Consider the following 23,211-nt stretch of genomic DNA (forward strand, 5'->3'; position numbering starts at 1 on the left):
CCGAAGCAAAACCGGTCAGGCCAATCGGTCGTTGTCGGCGTGGAGCGCCTTGGCGATGCTCTCCAATCTCGCCCCCATCGTCTCGGGGTAGAACAGGGCGACGACGACCATCTGCAGCACCATCATCGCCGCGAAACCGACGAACGGCGCGCCGGGCCTCCAGGCGGCGACGGTTGGAAAGGCGCCGGCGATCAGGGCGTTGGCCACCCAATGGGTCGAGGCGCCCAGCGCCTGTCCCGGGCGCGTACGGGCGTAGGGAAGATCTCGCTGATATAGACCCAGATCACCGCGCCCTGGCTGAAAGCGAAGGCGGCGATGAAGCCGACCAAGACGTAGAGCAGCCAACTCGAATGGTGGCCGCCATCCAGGATCCAGGCCGCCAAGCCCAGGCAGACGGCCATGCCGACCGAGCCGACCAGCAGCAGGCGCTTGCGCCCAAAACGGTCGATGACGCTCATGGCTAACAGGGTGAAAACCAGGTTGGTCGCGCCGATCGCCACGGCTTGGAGCCCAGCGGTGGCGTGTCCGAAGCCGGCCGCTGCGAAGATGTCGTTGAGATAATAGAGCAGGGCGTTGATGCCGGTCAGCTGGTTGAACAGCGCCAAGGTCACCGCCAGAAGGATAGGCTTGCGATAGAGGCGCCAGCTCAGTCGCGCGCCGGGCGGGCTGGGGGCTTCCGAAGGATCCAGATCGCCGCCCAGTCGCGTTTGAGCCGCGTGCGCCTCTTCATCCCGTCCCTGCGCCCTCAGCCATCGCGGACTTTGCGGGGCGCGCGCCAGCATCAGCCACAGAAGAGTGGCGGGGAGGGCGGTGACCGCCAGCTTCCAGCGCCAAGCGCTTAGACCCAGGGCAAGCTGATCCAGCAAGAAGTTGCTCAGATAGGCCACCAGGATGCCGACCACGATGTTGATCTGAAACAGGCCCACTAGCGCTCCGCGGCGGCGGGCCGGCGCGATCTCAGCCATGTAGACGGGCGCGAGCACCGACGACCCGCCGATCGCCACGCCGCCGATGAAGCGCGCCGTCAGCAGCACGGGCCAGGACCAGGCCAGCGCGCACCCGATGCTGGAGATGAAATAGAGAACGGCCATCGCGCGCAGGCCATCGCGGCTTCCGTAGCGATCGCCCGGCTTGCCCGACGCCATGGCGCCCAGCAGCGTTCCCCACAGCGCGCTGGAGACGGTGATCCCCAGGGTGGCGGGCGTCAGGCTATAGACGCGACTGATGTCGCCGGTCACCCCGGCGATGACGGCGGTGTCGAAGCCGAACAACAGCCCCGCCAGCGCCGCGGCGGCGACCGCGCCGACGAGCGTGGGACTCATGGGCCGCATGGCGGGCGAACTTTCCATCCTGGCCTCCCGGTTCGGGCGATGCGTGTCGTCGCCACTTCTTCTGTTCTTCCGTCTCGTGCGAGTTTGGATCGCGCGACGGCATGAGCAAGCCCTGCATAACGAGGCTCCAAGGGAAGGTGATGCAAAAATAAGAAAAAACAAATCATTTAAGTTGACCCGAGCAAGGGGCCGGATAATGGTGCTTTCCGAAGACGGCAAAAGCCGCTGCCGGGGAGGAGGCTTGGTGGGTCCTGAAAGGGACGCCGCCCTTCGAACCGGTTCTCGCCAGATACGCCTCGAATGCACGAGGTCAGGGAGGACAGGGGAAGTGACTCGATTCAAACATGCGCGGCGTAGCCTGCTGATGGCCGCCGTTTCGGGAGTGGCAATCGCCGGGCCGAGCCTTGCTCACGCGCAAGCCGCCGCGCCGGCTCAGGCCCAGAGCGATTCCACGGTTGAAGAGGTGGTCGTCACCGGCATTCGCGCTTCGCAACAGCGCGCGGTCAGCATCAAGCGCGACGCCGCCTCGGTGGTGGACGCGATCTCGGCCGAGGACATTGGCAAGCTGCCCGACAACACCATCTCCGACTCGCTGCAGCGCATTCCGGGCGTGCAGATCCTGCGCAGCGCCGGCGAAGGCTCGACGATCAACATTCGTGGCCTGCCGCAGGTCTCGACTCTACTGAACGGCGAAACCTATCTGGGCGCCCAATCGATCACGACTGTGCAGCCCAACTTCAACGACATTCCTTCGCAACTGTTCTCGGGCGCGGACGTCATCAAGTCCACGACGGCCGATCAGTTGAATGCCGGCATCACCGGTACGGTGAACCTGCGCACCCGCCGTCCCTTCGACCTGAAGGAAGGCCTGACCTTCGCCGCCGCGGCCGAAGGCTCCTACGGCGACAAGACCAAGAAGTACGACCCCAACGTCAACGGCCTGGTCTCCTTCCGCAACGACCGCTTCGGCGCCTTGCTGTCGGCCGCCTATTCGGATGTCCGCCTGTCCAACAGCCACAACGGCATTCAAGAAGGCTACGGCGCCACCCTGCATAACGAAGGCATGGCCGACGTCACCTCGTCGGGCGGGTTCTCGCCTACCGGTCGGACGCGCGGGACCGCCGTGGCGGGCGGGCGCGACGTCAATGGCGACGGCGACGCCACCGACGCCTTCATCGTGCCGCAGGGCTTCACCGGCTGGAACAAGATCAACGAGCGCAAGCGGTTGGGCGTCAATGCGTCCGCCCAATGGAAGCTCAACGACGCCTTGGAACTGAGTGGCGACGCCTTCTTCACCAAGCAGGACGAGCACGACCGCACCGCCGGCTTCCAGATGCAGGACGTCAACTGGCAGGCCGCCGAGTTCACGCCGGGCAAGTCGCGTGACACCGGCGCGGTCGTGGGCGGCTACCACGTCAACACCACCCAGGTTTACAACTATGACCTGGGCAATTTCGACTCCTACGCCCAGAACGACCGCTACCAGTCCCAGTCGCAGAACTACAATCTGGAACTGAAGTACGACAACGGCGGCAAGTTCACCGGCTCGGTGCGCGGCATCTACGGCAAGGCCCACCAGTACTACGACCAGAGCTATCTGCAGTTCAGCCTGTCGAACGGGGCGCAGTGGCAGCCGGGCGGCATCGGGCACTATCCCGCCTCGCTAGGCGGCGACCGCCCGTTCAACACCGGTGGCTACACGGTCAACACCCTGGCGGGCGCGGCGTCCTTGCCGGCCAAGGTCGATTTTACGGGCAGCAAGCCTGTCTTCACCCTGCCGGGCCAGCTGCTGACCGAACTGAGCGACATCAATGACTACGCCCTCAAGACCATGTCGTCGGAAGGCAACTATCGCCGCGAGGGCGACCTGAAGGTCATCCGCGCCGATGGCAAGTACGAGTTCAGCGACAGCTTCAAGATCTCGGGCGGCGTGCGCTACAGTGAGCGCTCGATCGATGATTTCGAGTTCGATCGCGCCGCGCCGCTCTATGGCAGCGCCGCCTCCAACGGCACGGGCTGTCTGGTCAAGTGGAAGGCCTTCGATGTGCCGCTCAATGACGCCAGTTGCAGCGCCGGCAACGCGGCGGGCGCCTATACCGCCGGCCTGACGCGCAAGGCCAACGATCCGACCTTGAAAGGCCAGGTCAAGCTGTTCAACCCGGGCGTGGCCGGTGTGCCGTCGATGTACGTCCTGGATCCCGCGGCCATGGACAACGCCCTGGCGTTCCAGAACAACTACTACCCGGGCAATGTCGAGGTGATGAACCCCGGCGCCTCGTTCAATGTCGGGGTCAAGCAGACCTCGGGTTACGTCCAGGGCGACCTGAAGGGCGAGCTCTTCGGCCTGAGCTTCAACGGCAATGCCGGCGTCAAGGTCATCCAGACCAAGCTGGACATCACCCAGTACGTCACTGGCAGCCCACGCCCCTACGGCGTGGCCAACCTGCTGGGCGGCAGCATCCAGACCAAGCGCGACTTCACCGACGTGCTGCCGGCGATCAATGTTGCTTTCGATCTGGCCGAGAACCTGAAGTTCCGCGTCGCGGCCTCCAAGACCATGACGCTGCTGGATCTCAATCAGTGGGGCGGGGGGCTGAACCCGACCTACGCCATCGACACCTCCAACCCCGGCTCGCCGGTGTTCCGGGTGACCGGCGGCAGCCAGAACGGCAACCCGCAGCTGGATCCTTGGCGCTCCAAGAACTTCGAAGGCTCGCTGGAATACTATCTGGGTCGCGGCAGCCTGCTGAGCGTGGGCGCCTTCTACATCAAGGTCGACAGCTTCATCCAGAACGGGGCGATCACCCGCACCGACCTGCCCGACAACGACGGGGTAGTGCGTAACCGCAGCGTCTCGATCAGCACGCAGGTTCAGGGCGAAGGCGGCACGCTCAAGGGTCTGGAAGGCGGCGCCAAGCTGGCCTTCAGCGATCTGGAGTTCATGCCGTCGATGCTGTCGAACTTCGGCGTCGACACCAACTTCACCTACTCGCCGTCGAAGTCGGGCAAGACCGACCTGGCCGGAGCCTCGATCCCGTTCCAGGATAACTCCAAGTACCAGGCCAATATCGCCGCGTACTACCAGGACTCCAAGCTGCAGGCCCGGATCGCCTGGAACTACCGCTCCAAGCGCGCGGTCTCCCAGGACTTTGGCGGCATCTCGGGATTGGAGATGTACCAGGCACCGACTGAATATCTCGACGCTTCGGTCAGCTACGACGTTAGGCCGAACCTGACCGTCTACGTCCAGGGCACCAACCTGACCAGCGAGTACGAGAAGTACTACCTCACCTGGAAGGACGAGCACGCCTACAACAACGTATTCGAAGCCCGCTACGTGGCTGGCGTCCGCTTCAAATATTGATCTAGCCCTCCCCCTGCGGCCTGCCCCATCCTGCGGGCAGGCCGCATCTTTTTTGTGGGACCAGATGGCGCAAACCAACCCTGTCCGTTCGCTCCTGATCGTCGGCGGCGGCACGGCCGGCTGGATGGCCGCGACCTGGCTCGCCGGCCGGCTGGCGCGGCAGAACATCCAGATCACCGTCGTGGAGTCGCCCGACATCCGCACCGTCGGAGTCGGCGAAGCCACCGTGCCGGCGATCCGCGACTATTTCCGCGATATCGGCGTGACCGAAGCCGAGGTCATGGCCGCCACCCAGGGCACCGTGAAGCTGGGGATCGAGTTTCGCGACTGGAAGCGGGAAGGCGACAGCTTCTTCCACCCCTTCGGCCTCTACGGCATGCCCTCACGCGGGGTGGCGTTCCACCAGTTCTGGCTCAAGCGCCGCGCCGAGGGCGACGCGACTCCGCTGGCCGCCTACAGCCTGTGCACCCAGCTGGCGATGGCCAACCAGATGATGGACCCGCCGGTCTCGCCGCCCAACGATCTGGGCGTCTTCAACTGGGCGGTCCATTTCGACGCGGGCCTCTATGCACAGTTCCTGCGACGCAAGGCGACGTCCGAGCTGGGCGTCACCCATGTCGATGGCACGGTGGTCGAGGTGTCCAAACACCCCGAGACGGGCTTCCTGACCGGCGTGACGCTGAAGGAGGGCCGGGTTCTGGAGGCGGACCTGTTCATCGACTGTTCGGGCTTTCGCAGCCTGCTGCTGGGCCAACAGCTTGGCGTCGGCTACGAGGATTGGACTCATCTGCTGCCGTGCGACCGCGCCGTGGCCATGCCCTGCGAGCGCGACGGTCCGCTGACGCCCTATACTCGCAGCACGGCCCTGGCGGCCGGGTGGCAGTGGCGGATCCCTCTGCAGCACCGGGTCGGCAACGGCTATGTCTACTCCAGCCGGCATATCTCGGACGACGAGGCGACGGCGACCCTGATCTCGCGGCTGGAAGGACGGGCCTTGGCCGAGCCCAACCTGCTGCGCTTCCAGACCGGACACCGCCATCGTTTCTGGGAGAAGAACTGCATCGCTTTGGGCCTGGCCGCCGGGTTCATGGAGCCGCTGGAATCGACCAGCATCGTGCTCGTCCAGAGCGGCGTGGAGCGGCTGGGCGCGCTGTTCCCGACCCTGGACTTCGACCCTGCTCTGGCCGACGAATACAATCGCATCACCACTCTCGAGTACGAACGGATCCGGGACTTTCTGCTGTTGCACTATTTCGCCAACCGCCGCGAGGGCGAGGCGATGTGGGACCAGGTGCGTCAGGTGACCCTGCCCGAGCCCCTGGTCCACAAGATGCGGATGTTCGCCAGCCGTGGGACCATGGTTCGCTATGAGTGGGAGTCGTTCCACGATCCCAGCTGGCTGTCGATGTACGCTGGCTTCGAGATCACGCCGCGAGCCTATGATCCGATGGCGGACTACTTCACCAAGCCCGAACTGGATAGCGCTTTTAGCCGAATGCGCGCGGCGATCACGCGGGCCCGAGCCTTGGCCATGTCTCACGAGGCCTTCCTATCGAGTCTAAAGGCCTAGCCGCGGCCTGCCTGCCGCGGCGACCTGATGATTGTGGCGACGAAGCCCCGGACGGTGCGTTAGACCGGGGGCGGACCTCGTGCCGCGTTTGGGCAAAACGGGCCTTGAAGGCGGAATGGCGACGCCGGATAGGCGCCCGTCTGTCCTGCAGAGAGACCGACAGCGCGAGACCTCTCCTGGCCAGGCGGCTAGAGGCGCGTCGCCGCCGCGCGACAAATCTCCAGAAGCCAGCCGTTGGGAGAGGCCGGTCCGTCGCTGGCGCGCATGACCGCTCCAAACGGGGTTGGCGGCGGCGCGTTGGGAGGCTCGATCATCACCAGCCTGCCGCGTTTGACGCTCGTCTGGGCCAGGCGGCGAGGCAGGATGCAGACCATGTCCGAGTGGCTGACGATGTTCAAGGCGCTGAACGCGTCCTGGGTCGAGAACGGCTGATAGGGCTTTTCTCCCAAAGCGTACTGTTCGCCCCAGGACGTAAGCCGCCGCAGGCCCAGGTGCCCCGATGAGGTCCGATCCGGATCGTCATTGCCGCCGGTCACCCCAACGCGCGGGAGATGGGCCAGGGTTTCGTAATCGAGACCGGCGGCGGCGGCCGGGTGACCCTCGCGCATGACCCAGGCACCGCTTTCCTCGAACAACTGGGCGTAGCTGAATCGTCCGGGAATGGCCTCGAAACAGCCGATCACCATGTCCAGACTGCCCGTGTCGAGGTCCTCGGTCATGCCCGCATAGAGGTTGCGGAAATGAATCTCCACATGGGGCGCGGTGGTGATCACGCGTTCGGCGATCATCGGGCCCAGCACATACGAGATGTAGGTTCCCGCCGCGATGGTGAAGACGTGATGATCGACGGCGGGGTCGAACCGCTGTGTGTTGACGGCGGTTTCCAGCAGCTCCAGCGCCGTGCGGGCGGTTTCGGCGATCTCCAAGGCGCGCGGGGTCGGTCGAAGGCCCGTTTGGCCGCGGATGAAGAGATCATCGCCCACCATAGCGCGCAGGCGCCGCAGCGCGTGACTGATCGCTGATTGCGAAAGACCCAGGCGCTCGCCGGCGCGCGTGGCGTTCTTTTCTTCCAGTAAGGTGACGAACACCCGGAAGAGATTGAGGTCAGCGGTTCTGAAATTCACGGCGTTCATGGCGCCGCTATCGGCCGAGGGGATAGAAGATCGACTCTTCCTGGGTGAACCAGGGCGAGCGCGGGGGGAACCGGCGATGGGCCCTCGGGCGTCGCAAAGTCTCCGCCCGGGCTTGGCGTCGTCGACGCCGATGACGGTTCGGCCATTCCGATGCTCCCCCGAACGCCTTCGTGATCCGATCGATATCAGAATGTGTTGTGGTATTCAGAATGGCAAGCCGTCTCCAAGGCCGATGCGATCAACGCCATGCTGGCCGAGCTCGGCGGCAAGAAGGTCGCCGACGGTAATGTCGGCGAGAAGGTCAAGACGCAGAAGGCGATCCTGCGCGACTTCCTGGAAGGGGATCAACGACCGGCCCAAGGCTGCGCGCTGCGCCGCGTGAGGCCTCCGGCGCAGGTCGGCCAGATCCCCGACGTGGCCCTGACTGCGATCCCAACCCTGCCATCCTGGCGGCCGAATGAGGGGAGGGGCGGGCCGTGGCCCGCCCCGAACCCTTGGTCCCACGCCTCGCCCCGCGTCGCCGGACGCGGGGGTTTTGTCGCGCGTCCGGGGGAGAGGCCGCTCAGTCCTTCGGCGTTCTAGATCAAGGTGAAGACGTCGCCGCAGTCCTAGCCGGCGGCGCGGCCGGGAGTGACGCTTGTAAGCGCGCGAACCGATGTCGGGATGGCTCAGGTTCAGGCTGACTGGGGGGCTCGGGGGCCTTCCCGGCACCGCTCCAGCCGGCCCCGACCTCGACCCCGGCGCGGGACGAAATAGGCGACGCCTGGGAGATGGCCACCAAGAGCGAGCCGCCCAGAACCTTCTATCGTTTGCACCTCGACGACCCCTGTTCGACGCGCCGCTTTCACTAGCGCTCTTCATCGACGAGGCCGGCGACAACGCATAGCTCGCCTGGTCGCGCCCCAAAATGGAGAAGTGCCCGCCACCAAAGGCGAGGGAAGAGTCCGCTGGTGATGCGCCGGAGCGCTGCCAACTCGGAGAGGAGCGCGAACCGAACGAGAACCCTTAAGAGGCAAACGATCTCAAGCCTGCTTGCTTCCAGTAGTAAATCGAATAGCGTCGCCGTTCGATGATCACCGGTCTGCGCTCTGCACTCCTTTGCTCCAAGGTCGAGCACCGCCCCGATGGCTCTTCAGCCTATATCGGCATTCTTGGCGCTGACATCTATGCGGGCAGTCGACCCGGCCTCATCGAATGCTGGCTCACGGTCCAGTTGGATCTCGACCAAACGGCGACGTCGGGCGCCCTGGCCGTTGTGTGCGAGGGACTTGAGCAGGTCTTTCCATTCGAGACGCCTGATGGCTATTCCGACGCGGCTTTTGCCCTGCCGCTGATCATTCCCGTCCTTAGAGAGGGCAACCTTCAGCTCTCAATTCGTGATCTTGGAGCACCCGGCGCTGAGCGCTCGGTGACCTGGCGATTGAACTTTGCGCCGGGGGCCGAACGGATGAAGTCTCGAGGCGCTGGCGAACGCATTGTTCTCGTGGCCCAAGAGGCCGCTAGAACGGTCGCCGCGCAAATTGCCGGGCTTGGCTCAACACGTCACTAGGCGACGACGCCGCTCGGGCGTGAGCAGGCAAGTCCGCTCAGGCCGATACGCGTTAGTATGGCTACGCGGTCGTGGCTGATCATCTGCTGCGGGGCGTCGTGCAGCCGGTGTGGCCAGGCAAGATGTTTCGCAAGGGGCGAGGCGAAGATGAGCGAAGCGATAACCGCGCTCGTGAAATCCGTTTTACTCGAGATAGACTTCGCGATCTCGATCTATCTCGAAACGCTCGACAATGATCGCCGGCGGCCGGAGGCCGCGCGCGCACAGGCCGAACAAAGTCAGGCCGAAGCGGTTGACTTCGAGTGCGAAGAGGTCCGCGACGGAATCCTGCGAACGAAATCGTTCGAACTCGCCATCGTGGATCTATTCATGCCAGTGAAGGAGGGCATTTCGACCATCATGGAGAGCATCAAGCCTTTTTCCGGCGGCTCGAAAAATCTCCCGAGCGGACAGGGGCTCGACTACGCCCTTGCTCTCGGCGCGAACGACGCGATGGGCAAGCCGTTCTCCTCGGGCTGAAGCGCATCGCACAAAGCCAGGCACAGGCTGAAGGCCGCGAGCTCGATCGCCCCCTGTTCCAGGTCGACGCCGCGGATATGCTCGAGCAGCTGCTTGAGTACGGTGACGTTGATCTTTCGCCAGTCGTTGCGGCTGCGCCAATGAAGGATCAGCCGCTTATAGGCTTCAACTAGGAAGACCCCCGAGCCACAGGCCGGATCAAGGATCACTTCCTGGCGTTCGATCAACTGGAGACGCTACGCGCGGAGATCGAGCGCCTGGAACATCGGATCCTGGCTTGGCATCGGCAGGATGCGAACAGCCGGCGGCTCGCCACAATCCCGGGCATCGGGCCGATCACCGCCAGCGCCATGGCCGCCAGTGCACCCGACCCCGCACTCTTCCGCTCTGGGCGCCAGTTCGCGGCCTGGCTCGGCCTCACGCCTCGCGCTCACAGCAGCGGCGGCAAGGAGCGGCAGGGCGGGATCAGCAAAATGGGCGACGGCTAGGGAACTGCATCGCGCCTGGAGTCGATCTTGAGCCGGGCTGGGTGGCGCGGAAGCAGCACGGTCACACAGACGCCCTCATCAAGGGCGCGTGAGCCTGTATGAGAGCGGGGCCGTGATAGTGGACCAGCGTCTGCAGATGCTGCAGCAGCGCGCCCGGTGCAGCGCCCAGTAGGTCAAAGCCGATATTGCCAGGTCGAAGCAGCAGGTTGTCTCGACCGCTCAGATTCAAGCCGCACATCGACCATTGTGGAAAGAGCCTTTCGGTCGCTGGACCGGCGTCACGGACTTCGGGCGTCCGGTTTCGATCATCCGCGCAAATGCGCGAAAAACACGCTTGGACGTTCCTCTCAGGTCCTTCCAGGACCTGGACAAACACATAGCCGTCGGAAAGCAGGAAGCCGGTGATGCCATCCCGGCGATTATTGGCGTCCGATACCAGGAGAATGGCGCGCATGGTTTCATGCAGCGCCACCGCCGCCGATGCACTCGCCGTGCTGACATAGAGCAGTCGGAAGATGGGCGTCTGAACCAATTTCTCATCCCCCGGGGCTTGGCTTTCTCTCGATCACACGCGCCGTTCGACTAAACTTCGCGGGAACCAACGTGCAACGTCTCGCGTTGACTCCCACTAGTCCGCTAAAATCCTGTTGAGTGCCCTCGCTTGCCTGCAAATTCGAAGACAAGCGCCCTTGATGCGACAGCGTATGAGCGGCTCATCCAGTCCGTCGTCGACTACGCGATCTATATCCTGGATCCGCAAGGCTACGTCGCCAGCTGGAACCCTGGCGCCGAGCGGATCAAGGGGTACGGCGCGGACGAGATCATCGGCGAGCATTTTTCGAGGTTCTATACGCCGGAAGACCGCGATGCGGGCCTGCCGGCCGAGGTGCTGAGACGCGCCGCGGCGGAAGGCCGCTTCGCCGCCGAAGGCTGGCGCGTGCGCAAGGACGGCGGGCGCTTCTGGGCGATGGTGGTGGTCGATCCTATCTGGGACGGCGACCGGATCGCCGGCTTTGCGAAGATCACGCGGGACATCACCGAGCAGCGCGAGGCCGCCCAGGCCGCCCTCGAAGCTGAGCGGCGTTTCCGGCTGCTCGTCCAGGGCGTGAGCGACTACGCCATCTACATGCTCGATCCCGAAGGCTACGTCACCAACTGGAACACTGGCGCCCAAGCGATCAAGGGCTACACCGCCGACGAGATCATCGGCGCGCACTTTTCCAAGTTCTACACGCCCGAGGATGTCGAGGCGGGGCTTCCCGCCAAGGCGCTGGAGACCGCAAGGCGCGACGGCCGCTTCACGGCGGAAGCCTGGCGCCGGCGCAAGGACGGCAGCCGCTTTTGGGCCAGCGTCGTGCTCGACCCGATCCGTGACGATGACGGGGAGCTCATCGGCTTTGCCAAGGTCACGCGCGATCTCACTGAGCGCCGCGAAATCGAGCTTGAGCTGGAGCGTTCGCAGCAAGCTCTGTTCCAGGCCCAGAAGATGGAAGCCGTCGGCCAGCTGACCGGAGGTCTCGCCCACGATTTCAACAACCTGCTGACCGGCATCACCGGCAGTCTCGAACTCATGAAGGCCAGGCTCGCCCAAGGCCGGCTGACGGACCTCGAGCGATACATGACTGCGGCCCAGGGCGCCGCCACGCGAGCGGCGACCCTTACCCACCGTCTGCTGGCCTTCTCGCGCCAGCAGACGCTCGAGCCCAAGGCGCTGGACGCCAACAAGCTTGTCGCCGGCGTCGAGGACCTGATCCGCCGGACGGTGGGCCCTGGCGTCGAGATCGAGACCGTCTTGGCGGCGGGCCTGTGGCCCTGCTTCTGCGATCCCAACCAGCTTGAAAACGCCATCCTCAATCTCTGCATAAACGCGCGCGACGCCATGCCCGGCGGCGGCCGCATAACGATCGAGACGGCCAACACCTGGGTCGACCCGGTTGGTGCGGTCGAGCGGGACATGGCCAAGGGGCAATATGTGGCCGTCAGCGTCACCGACACCGGCGTCGGGATGTCCGCGGCGACGATCGCTCGGGCCTTCGACCCGTTCTTCACCACCAAGCCCGTCGGACAGGGAACGGGTCTGGGCCTTTCGATGATCTATGGCTTTGCCAAGCAGTCCGGCGGCCAGGCGCGCATCTATTCCGAGCTTGGGCAAGGAACGACGGTGAAGATCTACCTGCCCCGGCATAGGGGCGAGCCTTCGGACGCCGCCGAGGAACAAGCCGTGGTCCGCCCGCCCCGCGCGAACGGGGAAACGGTGCTGGTGGTCGATGACGAGCCCACGGTAAGGATGCTGATCGCCGACACCTTGGCCGAGCTTGGCTACGAATGCATCGAAGCCGCCGACGCGGCCGCAGGCTTGAAGGTGCTGCGATCGGACCTCGATCTCGACTTGCTGATCAGCGATGTAGGCCTTCCGGGCGGGATGAGCGGCAGGCAGATGGCGGACGTGGCCCGTACCCGGCGACCGGATCTGAAGGTGTTGTTTATCACCGGCTATGCCGAGAACGCGGCGATCTCCAACGGCCACCTGGAACCGGGAATGCACGTCATGAGCAAGCCATTCCCGATGGATGCGTTGGCGACCAGGATCAAATCCATCATCGAGGCGGGAGATTGAGAAAACGGGGTTGACGTTGAGCCCCTAGCACTACCGGGGCGTGGCGATGGACCTCGTTGAAAATCGCGTTCTTCTCGATCGGGCGAACGAATGTCGAGTCCCGAGGAAAGCCAAGTTCCGCGCCTGGCGTGGGGCGGCTAGGCGGCGCCACCCGAGCGATCAAATTGCGCGCGAGGATTGGCTCATTCAATTCTCCAGCCCGGCGGCCAAACCCGCGAGCTTCTCGGCAAGCTCGGCCTGTCGGAACGGCTTTGTGAGCCGCACGAAGTCGGCTGAGATACCCGACTCTTCGGCATAGCCCGAGACAATCAGGCAGTGCAGGCCAGGGTGACGGCGGCGCGCGGCGACGACTAGCTCCGCGCCAGTCATCTCGGGCATCAGGTGGTCGGTCACCAGGATCTGTATTTCGATCTCCTCGTCGAGCTTGCGGAGCGCCTGTGCGGCGCTTTCGGCTTCGACAACCCTGTATCCGAGATCAGCGAGCATGTCGGCCGTGCTGGACCTCACGAGGGTTTCGTCGTCGACGAGCAACACGGTCCCGGAATGCGGCCCAGGCGCAGACTCCGCGGCCGATGCAAGCGCGGTTGGATCGGCGCCCGACAGCGGAAGCCATATCTTCACCGTGGTGCCTTCGCCAGGAGCGCTTTCCAAAGAGAGCGCGCCGCCGAGTTGAGCCGCCAGGCCATGGACCATGGATAGCCCAAGGCCGGTGCCGCGACCGATGCCCTTCGTCGAAAAGAAAGGCTCGGTCGCCTTGACCCGAGTGGCCTCGTCCATGCCCACACCCGTATCGTGGACGCAGAGCTGCAAGTACCGCCCGGGCCTCAGCTCGGATCCATGTTGGTGGTGAAAAGTCTCCAGCCCCACATGGATCGTGAGCACCCCGCCCTCCGGCATGGCGTCTCGGCCATTCACCGCCAGGTTCAACAACGCCATCTCAAGCTGGTTGGCGTCGGCCACCGCCGAGGGCAGGTCGGACTCCAAGTCGTACGAAATCCGGACCCGTGGGCCCACTGTGCTCGCCAGCAGGCTCTCCATACCCAGGACCAGCGCCGCTAGGTCAATCGGCTGGGGTTGCAGGGGCTGACGCCGTGCGAAACCCAACAGCCGCTGCACCAGGGTCTTGGCGCGCTCGGCTGATTGGAGCGCACCATCGATCATGCGCCGCGATCGCTGATCCCCAACGCCCTTGCGCTGGAGCATGTCCAGGCTGCCGATGATCGGCATCAGGAGATTATTGAAGTCGTGGGCCACGCCGCCGGTCAGCTGTCCCATCGCGTCCATTTTCTGGCTGTGCCGAAGCATCTCGTCGCGACGGAGCTCTTCGGTGATGTCGCGGCCCACCGTATAGAAGATGCCTGATGCGGAGGCCGCGTCAGGCACCGCCGACCAGGCGAATGCGATAGCTTCGCCATCGGCCTTGAGGAGCCTGACGTGAAACTGATGCGCCGCTTCGCCTCTCGCCAAGGCGGCCACCACCTCGGCGGTCGTCCCAAGGTCATCGGGGTGGATGATCTCGGAAAACGGCCGCGTAAGCAGCTCTTCCTCCGTGCGCCCCAGAACGTGCGACCAAGCCGGGTTGACCGACTTGAGGTAGCCGTCGGTCGTCGCGACGCCGAACAAGTCTCGTGAGAGTTCGAACAGGCGCTGTCGCTGCTCGGTGTTTTGGCGCTCCGCCAGCACCTGAATGGTGGTCTCCAAGCAGGAGCAGAACATTCCTCCGATCCGCCCGTCGTCATCGCGCACCGGCGAATAGGAGAAGGTCCACCAAGTCTCCTCCAGGAAACCGCGGCGGTTCATGGTGAGCGGCAGGTTCTCGGACCAGGTGGCTTCGTCAGCCAGGGCGCGGTCCACCAGCGGCTTGATGTCATCCCAGATGTCCCACCACACTTGCTGAAACGGGCGTCCCAGCGCGCCGGGGTGCTTGTCGCCGAGAATCTCCGCGTAGGCGTCGTTGTAGAGAAACGTAAGTTCGGGGCCCCAGGCGATGAACATGGGCTGTCGAGACCCGAGCGCGATGCTCAAGGCTGTCTGGAGCGCGCGAGGCCATGACGCCATCGGCCCGATTGGCGTTGCGGTCCAATCGAACGCTTGATGGCGCTGCCTCATCAACAGCCGCTGGGTGCTCTCCGGGGCGGTCAGCTGTCCCTCCTCGTCGTTGCCTAGTTCAACGCGCAGCCCTATCGCAGCGAAGGATAAATCCAGCCCCTACTGTCTAGTTCCACCAGGGATTTGCGGCCCCATGTCCTATGCGGAGGTGAGCTCGGAGACGGTTGGCTATGTATGAATGGAAATCCAGTAAGGACCTGAGACGCCATTTTCACCCGGCCACCGACGGACTAACGTCCTTTACCTTGCTATGCGGCAGGATGCGCGGCGCGGTGGTGTCACATTTGCGCTCAAGGGTGAAGTGGAGGATGGGCCGAACAGCCCGGATCACCAGCACTGTGCTCGACGCCTGGCTTCGACGCACTTTGCCAGTCGCAGCAATTGCGATCAGCCAGTCGCACGATTGGAGTCAGAAAATCGTGAAAACCCGGAACGACGTGGCAACAGATCCAAGGCGGGCTGCGACTCGCAGCTATCGGAGTCAGGGACAACATAAAAATAAAATCCGCCAATATAACGATATTTCACGTCTAATTAAGATTATCGGCAGAAAGGGCTGCTGGCCGCCGTCGAGACCCATGCTACTCAATAGCGAACGTGAATCTCGAGCGACACCGTCCTTGGCCAATGAGGTGTGCTCTGCCCAGATAGCTTCAGCGTGAAGGGATTGCCATAGGCGAAGGTATCACCGGCGCTGTCGAACAGATTGTCGATCGCCAAGCCTAGGCTGAGACGATCCGACCACAGCCGCGCGGCGAGACGCGTCGTGGCGTAACCGCCCATGGTGGGGGCCGTCGCGCTGTCAAAACTCAAGCGTGAATGACCGACATAGGCCGCCCGCGCGTCCACACCCGGTTGCCGAAGCGGGTGGTGTCGCTATCGAAGGATAGCCGCACGGTGCCGATGGGGCCGTGACGCTGCTTGGCGATGATCACCTCGGCCAAGCCTTGTAGGCGGTCCATCTCGTCGCGCCAGGCCAAGTGCTCGGGAGTCGACCACGACCAGGTCCAGGCCGTGCTGGCGCTTCAGGCGACGGGCCCGGGCGGTCAGCTTGGCGATCGAGATACCACCGGTGGCGTCGATGAACAGCGGCGCTTCCTGCAGCTCCATGGCCGCGTCGCGGACCCGGCCGTACTCCGACGCGTCGATCTCGCCCTTGCGGAGCTTGTCGCCCGACACGCCGGAGGCGTCGGCCAGCATACGCAGGGCCAGCTGCTCGGCGCTCATTTCCAGCGAGTAGAAGGCCACACGCCGCCGCTGACCGTCTTCTTGGTGCCGTCCGGCTGGGGCTCCCAGGCGTACTTCTTGGCAATGTTGAAGGCGATGTTGGTCGCCAGCGCCGTCTTACCCATCGACGGACGGCCGGCCAGCACGACCAAGTCGGAGGGGTGGAGGCCGCCGATCTTCTGGTCCAGGTCGATCAGGTCGGTCGCGACGCCCGACATGCCGCCCTCGTGGCTGTAGGCCTCGGCGGTCATTTCCACGGCGCCGCGCAGGGCGTCGCCGAACGACACGAAGCCCGAGGAGGTCGCGCCGCTTTCGGCCAGGCTGTAGAGGCTCTGTTCCGCCGACTCGATCTGGTCGCGGGCGCTGCGCTTCTCGTCGGTGGAGCCTTGCGCTGCCGTGGCGATGTCGCCGCCGATGCGGATCAGCTCGCGGCGCAGCGAGAGGTCGAAGATCACGCGGGCGTAGTCGCCGGCATTGGCCGCTGGCGGGGCGCGATCCAGCAGGTCGGCCAGGTAGCGCAGGTCGCCCAGCTCCTCGAAGGCGGCGTCCTTCTTGAACTCGTCGGCCAGCAGGATCGGCTCGGCCAGCTGGCCCTTGCGGACATGGGTCTCGATCGACTGGAACAGGCGCTGGTGGAAGGGCTCGTAGAAGCAGCGCGCCTGCAGGCTGTCGGTCAGGCGCTCGTAGGCGGCGTTGTCGTAGAGCAGGACGCCGAGCAGCGCCTGCTCGGCTTCCATGTTGTGGGGCGCTCTGTTGGACACCCAAGAGAACTACGCGTTCACAATTCAAATCAAACCACATTATCGGGCCGACAAAGGCAAGAAGCGTGGACCACGTCAGAAGTGCGTGACCTAGTGGCACGACGCTGAAGCGTTTTCCAATTCGGTGGCGAGGCTCTGCGCTAGGCTGATGAATGTGTTGAGCGTGTCCAGACGCTCCAACCTTCTCTGCTCGTCGAGGCTCTTTTCATTGGCCTCTCCCGATTGCGACACGAAGCGTATCACGACCCCGGCCGGTCCCTCATCTGCCATGGCGGCCTGCGCAAGGTCAGCCCACTCGCTGGCCGTCGAGGCGGAAGCTTCAACGGCTTGCCCCAGCGCAAGCCGGATGAGGTAGCGGGCGGTGTTGTCAACGCCTGACGCAAACTTGAGCCAACGATCAGCGGCTTCGGGCAAGACCTCTGACTTCGCCGCCCTGCGCGCATGGTGCGAATATCGAAATTCATTTCGCTCTGGATCGAGCGACTCCATCGCCCGCATGACCGGATCCATCTCCGCATAAGGTCTTGCTCGATCTGGAAAACACGCATTGTGTCGCCAGAGTTCGAGAATGAGGTCGACGCAGGCTCGCTCCTCGGCGGACTTGGCTTGCGCGGAGGCGTTTTCAACCTTCGTGATCCGCTCGGCCAAAAGATGAGAGAGCCAAGCCGAGACGAGGTCGCCTTCGTCGTCAAGCTGTGCCGCGAGCTTCTTTCCCAGCTTTAGAACAGCTTCAGTGCGGGATTGCGACACCGTCGAACCTCATCAAATAGTAGCGGACATAGGGCCAGGGGTAGGGTTCAAACCCGCCCTTTTTGACTTCGTAGCTCGGAAGTGGTCGCCTGATCGCGACGCGAAGGATCATGACCGTGCCGGGATTGGCCTCAAGCAAAGCCGCCGCAAATGGTCCGTTGCCAGACAGCCGCCAATGCGCGACCGATTCCTGTTCGCGCCCGTAACCCTGGACCGTTGACCAGCTTTCGCTTCTTAGGCGCTCCCCGCATTCCCCCCGCCAATTCCGCCCGTCCGCGTCACCGGTGAGCGCCAAGGCGTCTCGCACGATGGCGTTCGGGACTGCTGCTGGGTACCTCAGATCGCCCGACCACGGATCAAATTCGTCAAGCCGGCGCGGCAGGCCAATGTCATCAACCCAACCGGTCAGCTTCGCGGCGGCGATTTCCACCGCCTCATCAGGCTCCGCGTCCGGCAGTCTGAAGCGCCCTGGATCCGGGGCGGTCTGCAACGCCGCCAAGAGCGCCAGCGCCGCCGGTTCCGATACCAGGGCGCTTTGGACATCGATCGTTTCGCGCTTGTCGTCGTGACCGTTCGACCAGTGCCCCCAAAGCACCAGGTCGCCCTCATGCGTGCGGAGTTGCCGGTCCAGATGCGCGGTATTCACCTCCCAGGGCCACGTGTCCCGATTGGTTTGTGGGTCAACACCTTCGATCAGGGCCGGATCGACACGATCCGACAACCACCGTCCGTCCGGACGGGTCAGGAGATGGTCCGCTAGCCAATCTTCGAAGTCGTCCTTACTGGCGTGCTCATCGTGACCGACGGGCCGCTCCTGGAGCAGTTGGCCCGCCGAAAACATCATCGCATGGTAGCCATGATAGGCGGTCAGATCGTCGACCTTGGGGAAAGATCCGTGGGAATGGCTTGTCTCTTCGTCCCTGAACACGCTGCGGCTATGGCGTGCGTCTTCGCGCCAGCCACCGCGGGTCTTCCAACTCATGATATCGCGGATCGCGTTCAACGCCCGCCGCTCAGCCCCGCGCTCGCTGACGCCAAAGATCCGGCCCATCGGCTTTAGCCAGTACGGACCGATGTCGATGCCGAAATAGTAGCGATCGTCGCCGTCGGCCTCCTCATCCGCATCGTCCCCGCGATCGTCGACGTCCAGCTCGCGCCAACCTTTGTAAGTCTGGGTGGGAAACGGGGACCGGTTCACGGCTTCCAGATCCGTACTGGTGCCTAGGCGCCCTTCTGGTGTCTTCGCCCAGGATGTCAGCGCGTCAGCGGCGAAGGCCCGAACAATGACGTGATGGGTCGAAAGCTGGGCCGTCAGCCACGGGACGAAGGGCGCCAGGCCTTCAGGCTTGTCGCGACCGCCCCTGGCAAGCCCGATCGCCAGCCATTGGCGAGCATGCCAGGCATAGAATTGAAGGCCCTGGTCGACAAACGCGCGCCCTTCCCCCTGCGTCGCGAGACTGGCGAGCGCCGCGGAAAATTCGCTCCAGTCAAGCTCGATCGCGGCGCGGACGACATGGGCGAATTCCCATCGTTCGGCGGCAATCGGAGACGCTAACCCCGCCCAAACGTAGCCGGCCAAGGCTTCAATCACCCCGCCCGCCGGAGCTAGCTCCGTACGCCATTCCCCGTCGCCGTCCTCGACCGTGAGCGTCGGTTCAAGGAGATCCAGGCCAAATTCCAAGGCTTCGTCGGCTTCGGCAGGCGCGAGTTGAAGGGAAAGCGGCTCGACCAGCTGGAAAAGCCCGCTTGAGCCGAAGATTTCCACCTGTTCGGCGTAGCCGGCCAGGCAGGCTTCCACCGCGTCCGCGCGGGTGAGCACCCCTTCCTCGAAAAGTGTCGCAAACCGTCGAGACCGGTTGAAGCCACTAAAGTAGATTTTTCCGGGCTCGCGCCGACAAAGCGCGAGTGCGACATCCTTCGCCGCGCTCCTGAACGCCGGCCGCTTCCACCAGGCCGACGATACGAACTGCAAGACCCGCTCAAGATCATAGAAGTCCAGATCGGGCCATTCGCCCAGCGCCCGGATCCACGCAGATTCTGCGCCAGGCGAAAGCCGAGCGACCGTCTGCTTGTAGAACTCGTCCAGTTCATAGGGCGCATCGTAGGTGCGCAGGCGTTTATAGGCGGCCAGAAGGGCGTTTGAGTCGGTGAGATCCACACCGTTGAAGAAGGTGCTCCAGTCGGGGGTGCGTCGCTCCCGAGGTTGATAGGTGTCGGCCTTCTCCGGCGCGGCGCGGCTGGCCGCCGTCCTGAAAGCCACCAGCCGCTCGACATCGGGAAAGTCGAACCCCTCCTCCGACGCCGTCTTGGCCAACTCCGTCCACCGCTCGGCATCGTAGGGGAAGGTCCGCATGTAGCGATAGGCGAGCTCGGCGCCGCTGCGCCGGCGCCACGATTGTTCACCACTGGCGAGGAACCCCTGCAGGATCTTGGGACGGTTCCACGCGATCTCCATGCCCGACAGGACGATTGGGGCGAGTGGCGGCAGTTGGCCATCGGCCACGAGCCGCCCGATCGCTTCTTCGAGCACCCGCCCCTTGTCGCCAAATTGCCGGTCGCGCCAGCGGCTCAGGATCGCCAGCACCGAGTTGGGGCAGAGCTTCGCCAGCGCCGCGACGGTGGTGTCCCAGTCGAAATACTTGTCCCGGGCCACGTATTCATAGACCAGCGCCGCCGCCCGCGAGAGCCGATAGGCCGTTTTGGATCGGGGATGTCCGGGCTCGGCGGCGGCGTGAGCAAGATGCAGGAGCGCTGTCCAGCGCTCGACATTCTCCTCACCGACCCGATCGGCGATCGTGACACCCCGATCGAAATACGCCCCCGCCTCGGCGCGACTAGCGACATAGACGGCGCGCGCGAGCTTCATGAACGCCTCGGTGCGCGTCTCGGCCTGCTCACGGCTGCCTTCCAGGATCGCGCCAGCTTCGGCGGCGAAGTCGATGGCAAGGTTTTCCAGGCCGGGGGTGCGGCTCATCCGGCGGCAAATCCCCGTCAGGGTGTCGAGCTGAAGATATTCACCGCCCTTGGACTTCCACGCGATAAAGGGGTCGATGTAGACGGGATCAGTGGCCCGCGCGTCTGCCAGAAGATTCGCCCAGATCGAGGCGATCGCATTTCGAAGACCGTGGGTTTCCCGATAGCCCTGTCTGATCGCCGCCTCGCTCAGCTTGAGCGCTTCAGCGATCGCGGCCGGAAGATCCGCCGGCGACCGGCCGCACCGGACGGACGCCAACAGTTTCAGCCATGGCAGTAGGCCGCTGGCTTCCTGAGTGAAGATATCGGCGTCACCACTGCGTCCGTATGAACGGCCCTTATCCTCGATCTCCTTGCGGATACTGGCTGGGGCGACATCGACCAATTGCAGGTCCACATCGCGCAGCGTGGCTTCCAGGACGTAGGGGCGCAGGATCGCGGGGCGATTGACGCCGTACCGGCTGGTCAGGTCGGTAGGCGGTGTCTCCGGCAGATAGCGCCGCAGGAGTTTAGCCCACCGCTCATTGTCCGGCGGAAGATCCACGATCGCCAGTTCGACCGCATCGCTAACCGCGCCGAGCATGTCCCATCGATTGTCCCAGCCGCTAAATTCGCCCAGCTTGAGCCGTTCGAACGACAACAAGCGCATCAATCGCGCCAAGACGGGGGTTGGAAGGCTGCGGCCAGCGGCGCGCGCCGCCCGGGACAACGCCAGCAAGAGCCAGACGTCGTTGCGCGCCGCGACCGCTAGTTCATCGAGGCGTTGGTACTCGCCAAGATCGACGAGTTGATCCGCCAGGAGTCGGCCTGCGGTGAACGATAGGGAGCGGTCGCGCCATCCCCGCAGGAATTTCGTGGCGCGCTTGGCGCCGCGCAAGCGCAGCTCGGCCAGGGCAATGGCGGCGCGATCTTCGTCGGAAACGGTCTCTTCGCGACTCCAGTCATCTTCCTGACGCTCCTTGCGCGCCCAGGCCATGAACCATTCCGTGGCCATGCGCAGTCGGCTGCGGCCTTCGGCAGCCAGATCCTCCCGGCCTGACAAGATCGCCGCGTCGTAGGCGTGGTGGGATCCCATCCAGTCCGATCCGAAGGTGCGCCTCGACACCAGGTCCAGCACGCGGTCCGGCTCAAGCAAGGCCCCGGCCAGATGGATGTTGGACTGGAGCAGATCCTCCTGGCGATCTTCGCCGGCGGTTTCTCCCGCAGCCTTCAGCGCCAACTTGGCGGCGTCGGCGTAGGTCTTGTGGCGCAGGCAAGCCTTGAGCGCGAAGATCAGGCGACGCAGTTCGATGTCGCGCCGCTCGAGCGGATTGGCGGTCGGCAAGTCGTCGGCGGACAGGGCCAGGTCCACCAGTTCCTGACGGCGTCCCGCCTCCAGCATCAGGTGCGGCACGACGCCAGCGACATAGGCGTTCTCGACGGCCAAGGGCCGAAGGCGGTCCAAGAACACGGACAGGCTGGCCGCATCAGGCGCGTAGGTTTCGCGAAACCAGGTCTCGGCCGGCTCGTCGAGGAAATGAAGCGAGCCGCCCCGAACTGAAAGCGGCCGCCCCAAGTCGTAGGCGAACGTGCGGATCGCTCCTGCGTCCACCCCCGTCAAGCGCGCCAGTACGTCGATCGGCACGAGGGGACGCAGCACCGCCAGACCTCGACAGATGTCGTCGATCTGGTTGGCGTCGATGCTGTGCGAACTGGCCTTCAGACGGGCGATAGCCGATCCGAGGAGATCGCCGATCGCCCGTTCAATCGTCGTGGGATTGGGTCCCAGGTTCTGCAGCATCTGGCGCAGGGGCGCCTTGGCGTCCATGGCCAGGGCCTGGACGCGGGGGTTGTGATTGCTCAGATAGGCGAACTCGCCGACCTCGGCGTCGCTGGCGTCGGGATATTCGCGGCGAAGGTGCCGACCCGTTTCCGTCGGCGTGAACGGCGCCAGCAGGATCTGAACGGCGTCGATGGGCGCCTGGAGCTTGTCGCGGCGGTGACTGCGGCTGGTGAACACTAGGCGCACTCCAGCCGGCATCGGCGCGTGCATCAGGTGACGCGCGAAGCTGGACGCCTCCCCGTCGGCCAGCGCGGCCATTTCGGCGTTGTCGGCCGCATCGATGATGACGCAGAGCACCGCTGTCGGGTCAGCTGCGACCAACACCGTCACGGCCTGGGTCAGGCGATGGGTGAAGGCGCGCAGATAGGCCTTGATGTCGGCGTGCACCGACGGGATCAGGGGGTGGCAAAGCCCTCGACCGGCCAACTCGTTGGCGATCTGGGTAAAGGCGTCTCGCGGTCGGTGTCGGAAGTTGTGGGCGCTGCGATAGAGGCCATCGCCGAAGCAGTCGTAGTGAATTGCCAGCGAGCCGGCAGGCATCGTCGCGGCCAGCCGGGCGGCCAGAATGGATTTACCCACACCGCCGTCCGCATGGATCAGGATGGGCGTGGAAGACTCCCGGATCTGTCGGCGGATGTCGTCTTCTTGTTCGCGCGGAAACGCCTCGAGCCCACCTTTGACCAGATTGGGGGCCGGAAGGAGATCGGCTTCATCGACCTTCAGGGCGCGCAGGACGTCATGGCGACGGATCGCCGGATCCTTGGCCGCCGTCGATAGGGCCTTCTGGGTGACCAGTTCCTTGAGCTGAACAGGCGCGTCCCAGTCTGCGTCCGGAGGTAGGCCTTCAAATCCTCCGCCAACAAGTTGCGCTGCGCCCAAAGCCCATCAATCGCGCTCTCCACCGCGAAGAGCCGAAAAAACTCTAGGGCGTCGGCGCGCGATATCCCCGTGTAGCCGAAGATCTGCTCCCCGAGCGCCATGTCGCCCGGCGCCGTGCC

15 protein-coding genes and 2 pseudogenes are annotated in these 23,211 nt (G+C 64.4%); 7 read left to right on the forward strand and 10 right to left on the reverse strand.

Translation table 11 applies throughout. From position 1 onward, the window contains the following. Window positions 1-15: 15 nt before the first annotated feature. Both CSW62_RS27180 and CSW62_RS25010 read right to left on the reverse strand, forming a co-directional pair. The gene (locus CSW62_RS27180; RefSeq protein WP_233206811.1) at window positions 16-207 is read right to left on the reverse strand and encodes a hypothetical protein; all 192 of its coding nucleotides are present in this window, start codon (window positions 205-207) and stop codon (window positions 16-18) included. Continuing rightward, window positions 192-1,349, reverse strand: a complete 1,158-nt coding sequence (locus tag CSW62_RS25010; RefSeq protein WP_233206812.1) for a sugar porter family MFS transporter — start codon at window positions 1,347-1,349, stop codon at window positions 192-194. The genes CSW62_RS27180 and CSW62_RS25010 overlap by 16 nt, the downstream gene beginning before the upstream one ends. A 310-nt stretch (window positions 1,350-1,659) precedes the next feature. On the opposite strand from CSW62_RS25010, the gene CSW62_RS25015 reads away from it, so the two are divergent. Continuing rightward, the gene (locus CSW62_RS25015; RefSeq protein ID WP_199170747.1) at window positions 1,660-4,695 is read left to right on the forward strand and encodes a TonB-dependent receptor; all 3,036 of its coding nucleotides are present in this window, start codon (window positions 1,660-1,662) and stop codon (window positions 4,693-4,695) included. A gap of 64 nt (window positions 4,696-4,759) precedes the next feature. Continuing rightward, entirely contained in the window at window positions 4,760-6,265 is a 1,506-nt protein-coding gene (locus CSW62_RS25020) for a tryptophan halogenase family protein (protein WP_099582487.1), read from the forward strand. A 188-nt stretch (window positions 6,266-6,453) separates the two neighbouring features. On the opposite strand, the gene CSW62_RS25025 is transcribed toward CSW62_RS25020, so the two are convergent. Further along, window positions 6,454-7,398 (reverse strand): LysR family transcriptional regulator, encoded by a 945-nt coding sequence (locus CSW62_RS25025; protein ID WP_099582488.1) that lies wholly within the window; start codon window positions 7,396-7,398, stop codon window positions 6,454-6,456. 192 nt (window positions 7,399-7,590) lie between these two features. Between CSW62_RS25025 and CSW62_RS25030 the strand changes: the two genes are divergently transcribed. The 3 genes from CSW62_RS25030 to CSW62_RS25040 all read left to right on the forward strand — a co-directional run bounded on the left by CSW62_RS25030 (window position 7,591) and on the right by CSW62_RS25040 (window position 9,466). After that, entirely contained in the window at window positions 7,591-7,980 is a 390-nt protein-coding gene (locus CSW62_RS25030; RefSeq protein WP_143324475.1) for a hypothetical protein, read from the forward strand. A gap of 487 nt (window positions 7,981-8,467) precedes the next feature. Further along, window positions 8,468-8,947 carry a hypothetical protein gene (locus CSW62_RS25035; RefSeq protein WP_062097751.1) on the forward strand — a complete coding sequence of 160 codons (480 nt, stop codon included), beginning with the start codon at window positions 8,468-8,470 and terminating at the stop codon, window positions 8,945-8,947. A 147-nt stretch (window positions 8,948-9,094) separates the two neighbouring features. After that, on the forward strand, window positions 9,095-9,466 hold the full coding sequence (locus CSW62_RS25040; protein WP_062097753.1) for a hypothetical protein: 372 nt from the start codon (window positions 9,095-9,097) through the stop codon (window positions 9,464-9,466). Here the strand turns inward: CSW62_RS25040 and CSW62_RS25045 are convergent. Continuing rightward, window positions 9,409-9,675 carry a DNA methyltransferase gene (locus CSW62_RS25045; protein WP_231737523.1) on the reverse strand — a complete coding sequence of 89 codons (267 nt, stop codon included), beginning with the start codon at window positions 9,673-9,675 and terminating at the stop codon, window positions 9,409-9,411. The genes CSW62_RS25040 and CSW62_RS25045 overlap by 58 nt on opposite strands. Before the next feature lie 12 nt (window positions 9,676-9,687). Here CSW62_RS25045 and CSW62_RS25050 point away from each other — a divergent pair. After that, a pseudogene (locus CSW62_RS25050) lies at window positions 9,688-9,951 on the forward strand (transposase); the annotation flags it as partial. A 64-nt stretch (window positions 9,952-10,015) separates the two neighbouring features. On the opposite strand, the gene CSW62_RS25055 reads toward CSW62_RS25050, so the two are convergent. After that, a complete protein-coding gene (locus CSW62_RS25055; RefSeq protein WP_062097757.1) occupies window positions 10,016-10,486 on the reverse strand; it encodes a BLUF domain-containing protein in 471 nt (156 codons plus the stop codon). A gap of 129 nt (window positions 10,487-10,615) precedes the next feature. Here CSW62_RS25055 and CSW62_RS25060 point away from each other — a divergent pair, with 129 nt between their 5' ends. Further along, window positions 10,616-12,571, forward strand: a complete 1,956-nt coding sequence (locus CSW62_RS25060; RefSeq protein ID WP_099582490.1) for a PAS domain-containing sensor histidine kinase — start codon at window positions 10,616-10,618, stop codon at window positions 12,569-12,571. 186 nt (window positions 12,572-12,757) lie between these two features. Here the strand turns inward: CSW62_RS25060 and CSW62_RS25065 are convergent, their stop codons facing one another. The 5 genes and pseudogenes from CSW62_RS25065 to CSW62_RS25085 all read right to left on the reverse strand — a co-directional run bounded on the left by CSW62_RS25065 (window position 12,758) and on the right by CSW62_RS25085 (window position 23,092). Beyond that, window positions 12,758-14,566: a PAS domain-containing sensor histidine kinase gene (locus CSW62_RS25065; protein WP_158235504.1), complete on the reverse strand. Its 1,809-nt coding sequence runs from the start codon at window positions 14,564-14,566 to the stop codon at window positions 12,758-12,760. A gap of 699 nt (window positions 14,567-15,265) precedes the next feature. Next, window positions 15,266-15,463, reverse strand: a complete 198-nt coding sequence (locus CSW62_RS25070; RefSeq protein WP_233206813.1) for a hypothetical protein — start codon at window positions 15,461-15,463, stop codon at window positions 15,266-15,268. 26 nt (window positions 15,464-15,489) lie between these two features. Beyond that, window positions 15,490-16,644: pseudogene (locus tag CSW62_RS25075) on the reverse strand (DnaB-like helicase C-terminal domain-containing protein). Between the two features lie 114 nt (window positions 16,645-16,758). Continuing rightward, a complete protein-coding gene (locus CSW62_RS26275) occupies window positions 16,759-17,418 on the reverse strand; it encodes a hypothetical protein (protein ID WP_143324476.1) in 660 nt (219 codons plus the stop codon). Continuing rightward, window positions 17,399-23,092, reverse strand: coding sequence for an ATP-binding protein (locus CSW62_RS25085; protein WP_143324477.1), 5,694 nt, complete (start codon window positions 23,090-23,092; stop codon window positions 17,399-17,401). The genes CSW62_RS26275 and CSW62_RS25085 overlap by 20 nt, the downstream gene beginning before the upstream one ends. Window positions 23,093-23,211 lie beyond the last annotated feature (119 nt).

It is taken from the genome of Caulobacter sp. FWC2 (assembly GCF_002742625.1).
GTDB lineage: Bacteria > Pseudomonadota > Alphaproteobacteria > Caulobacterales > Caulobacteraceae > Caulobacter.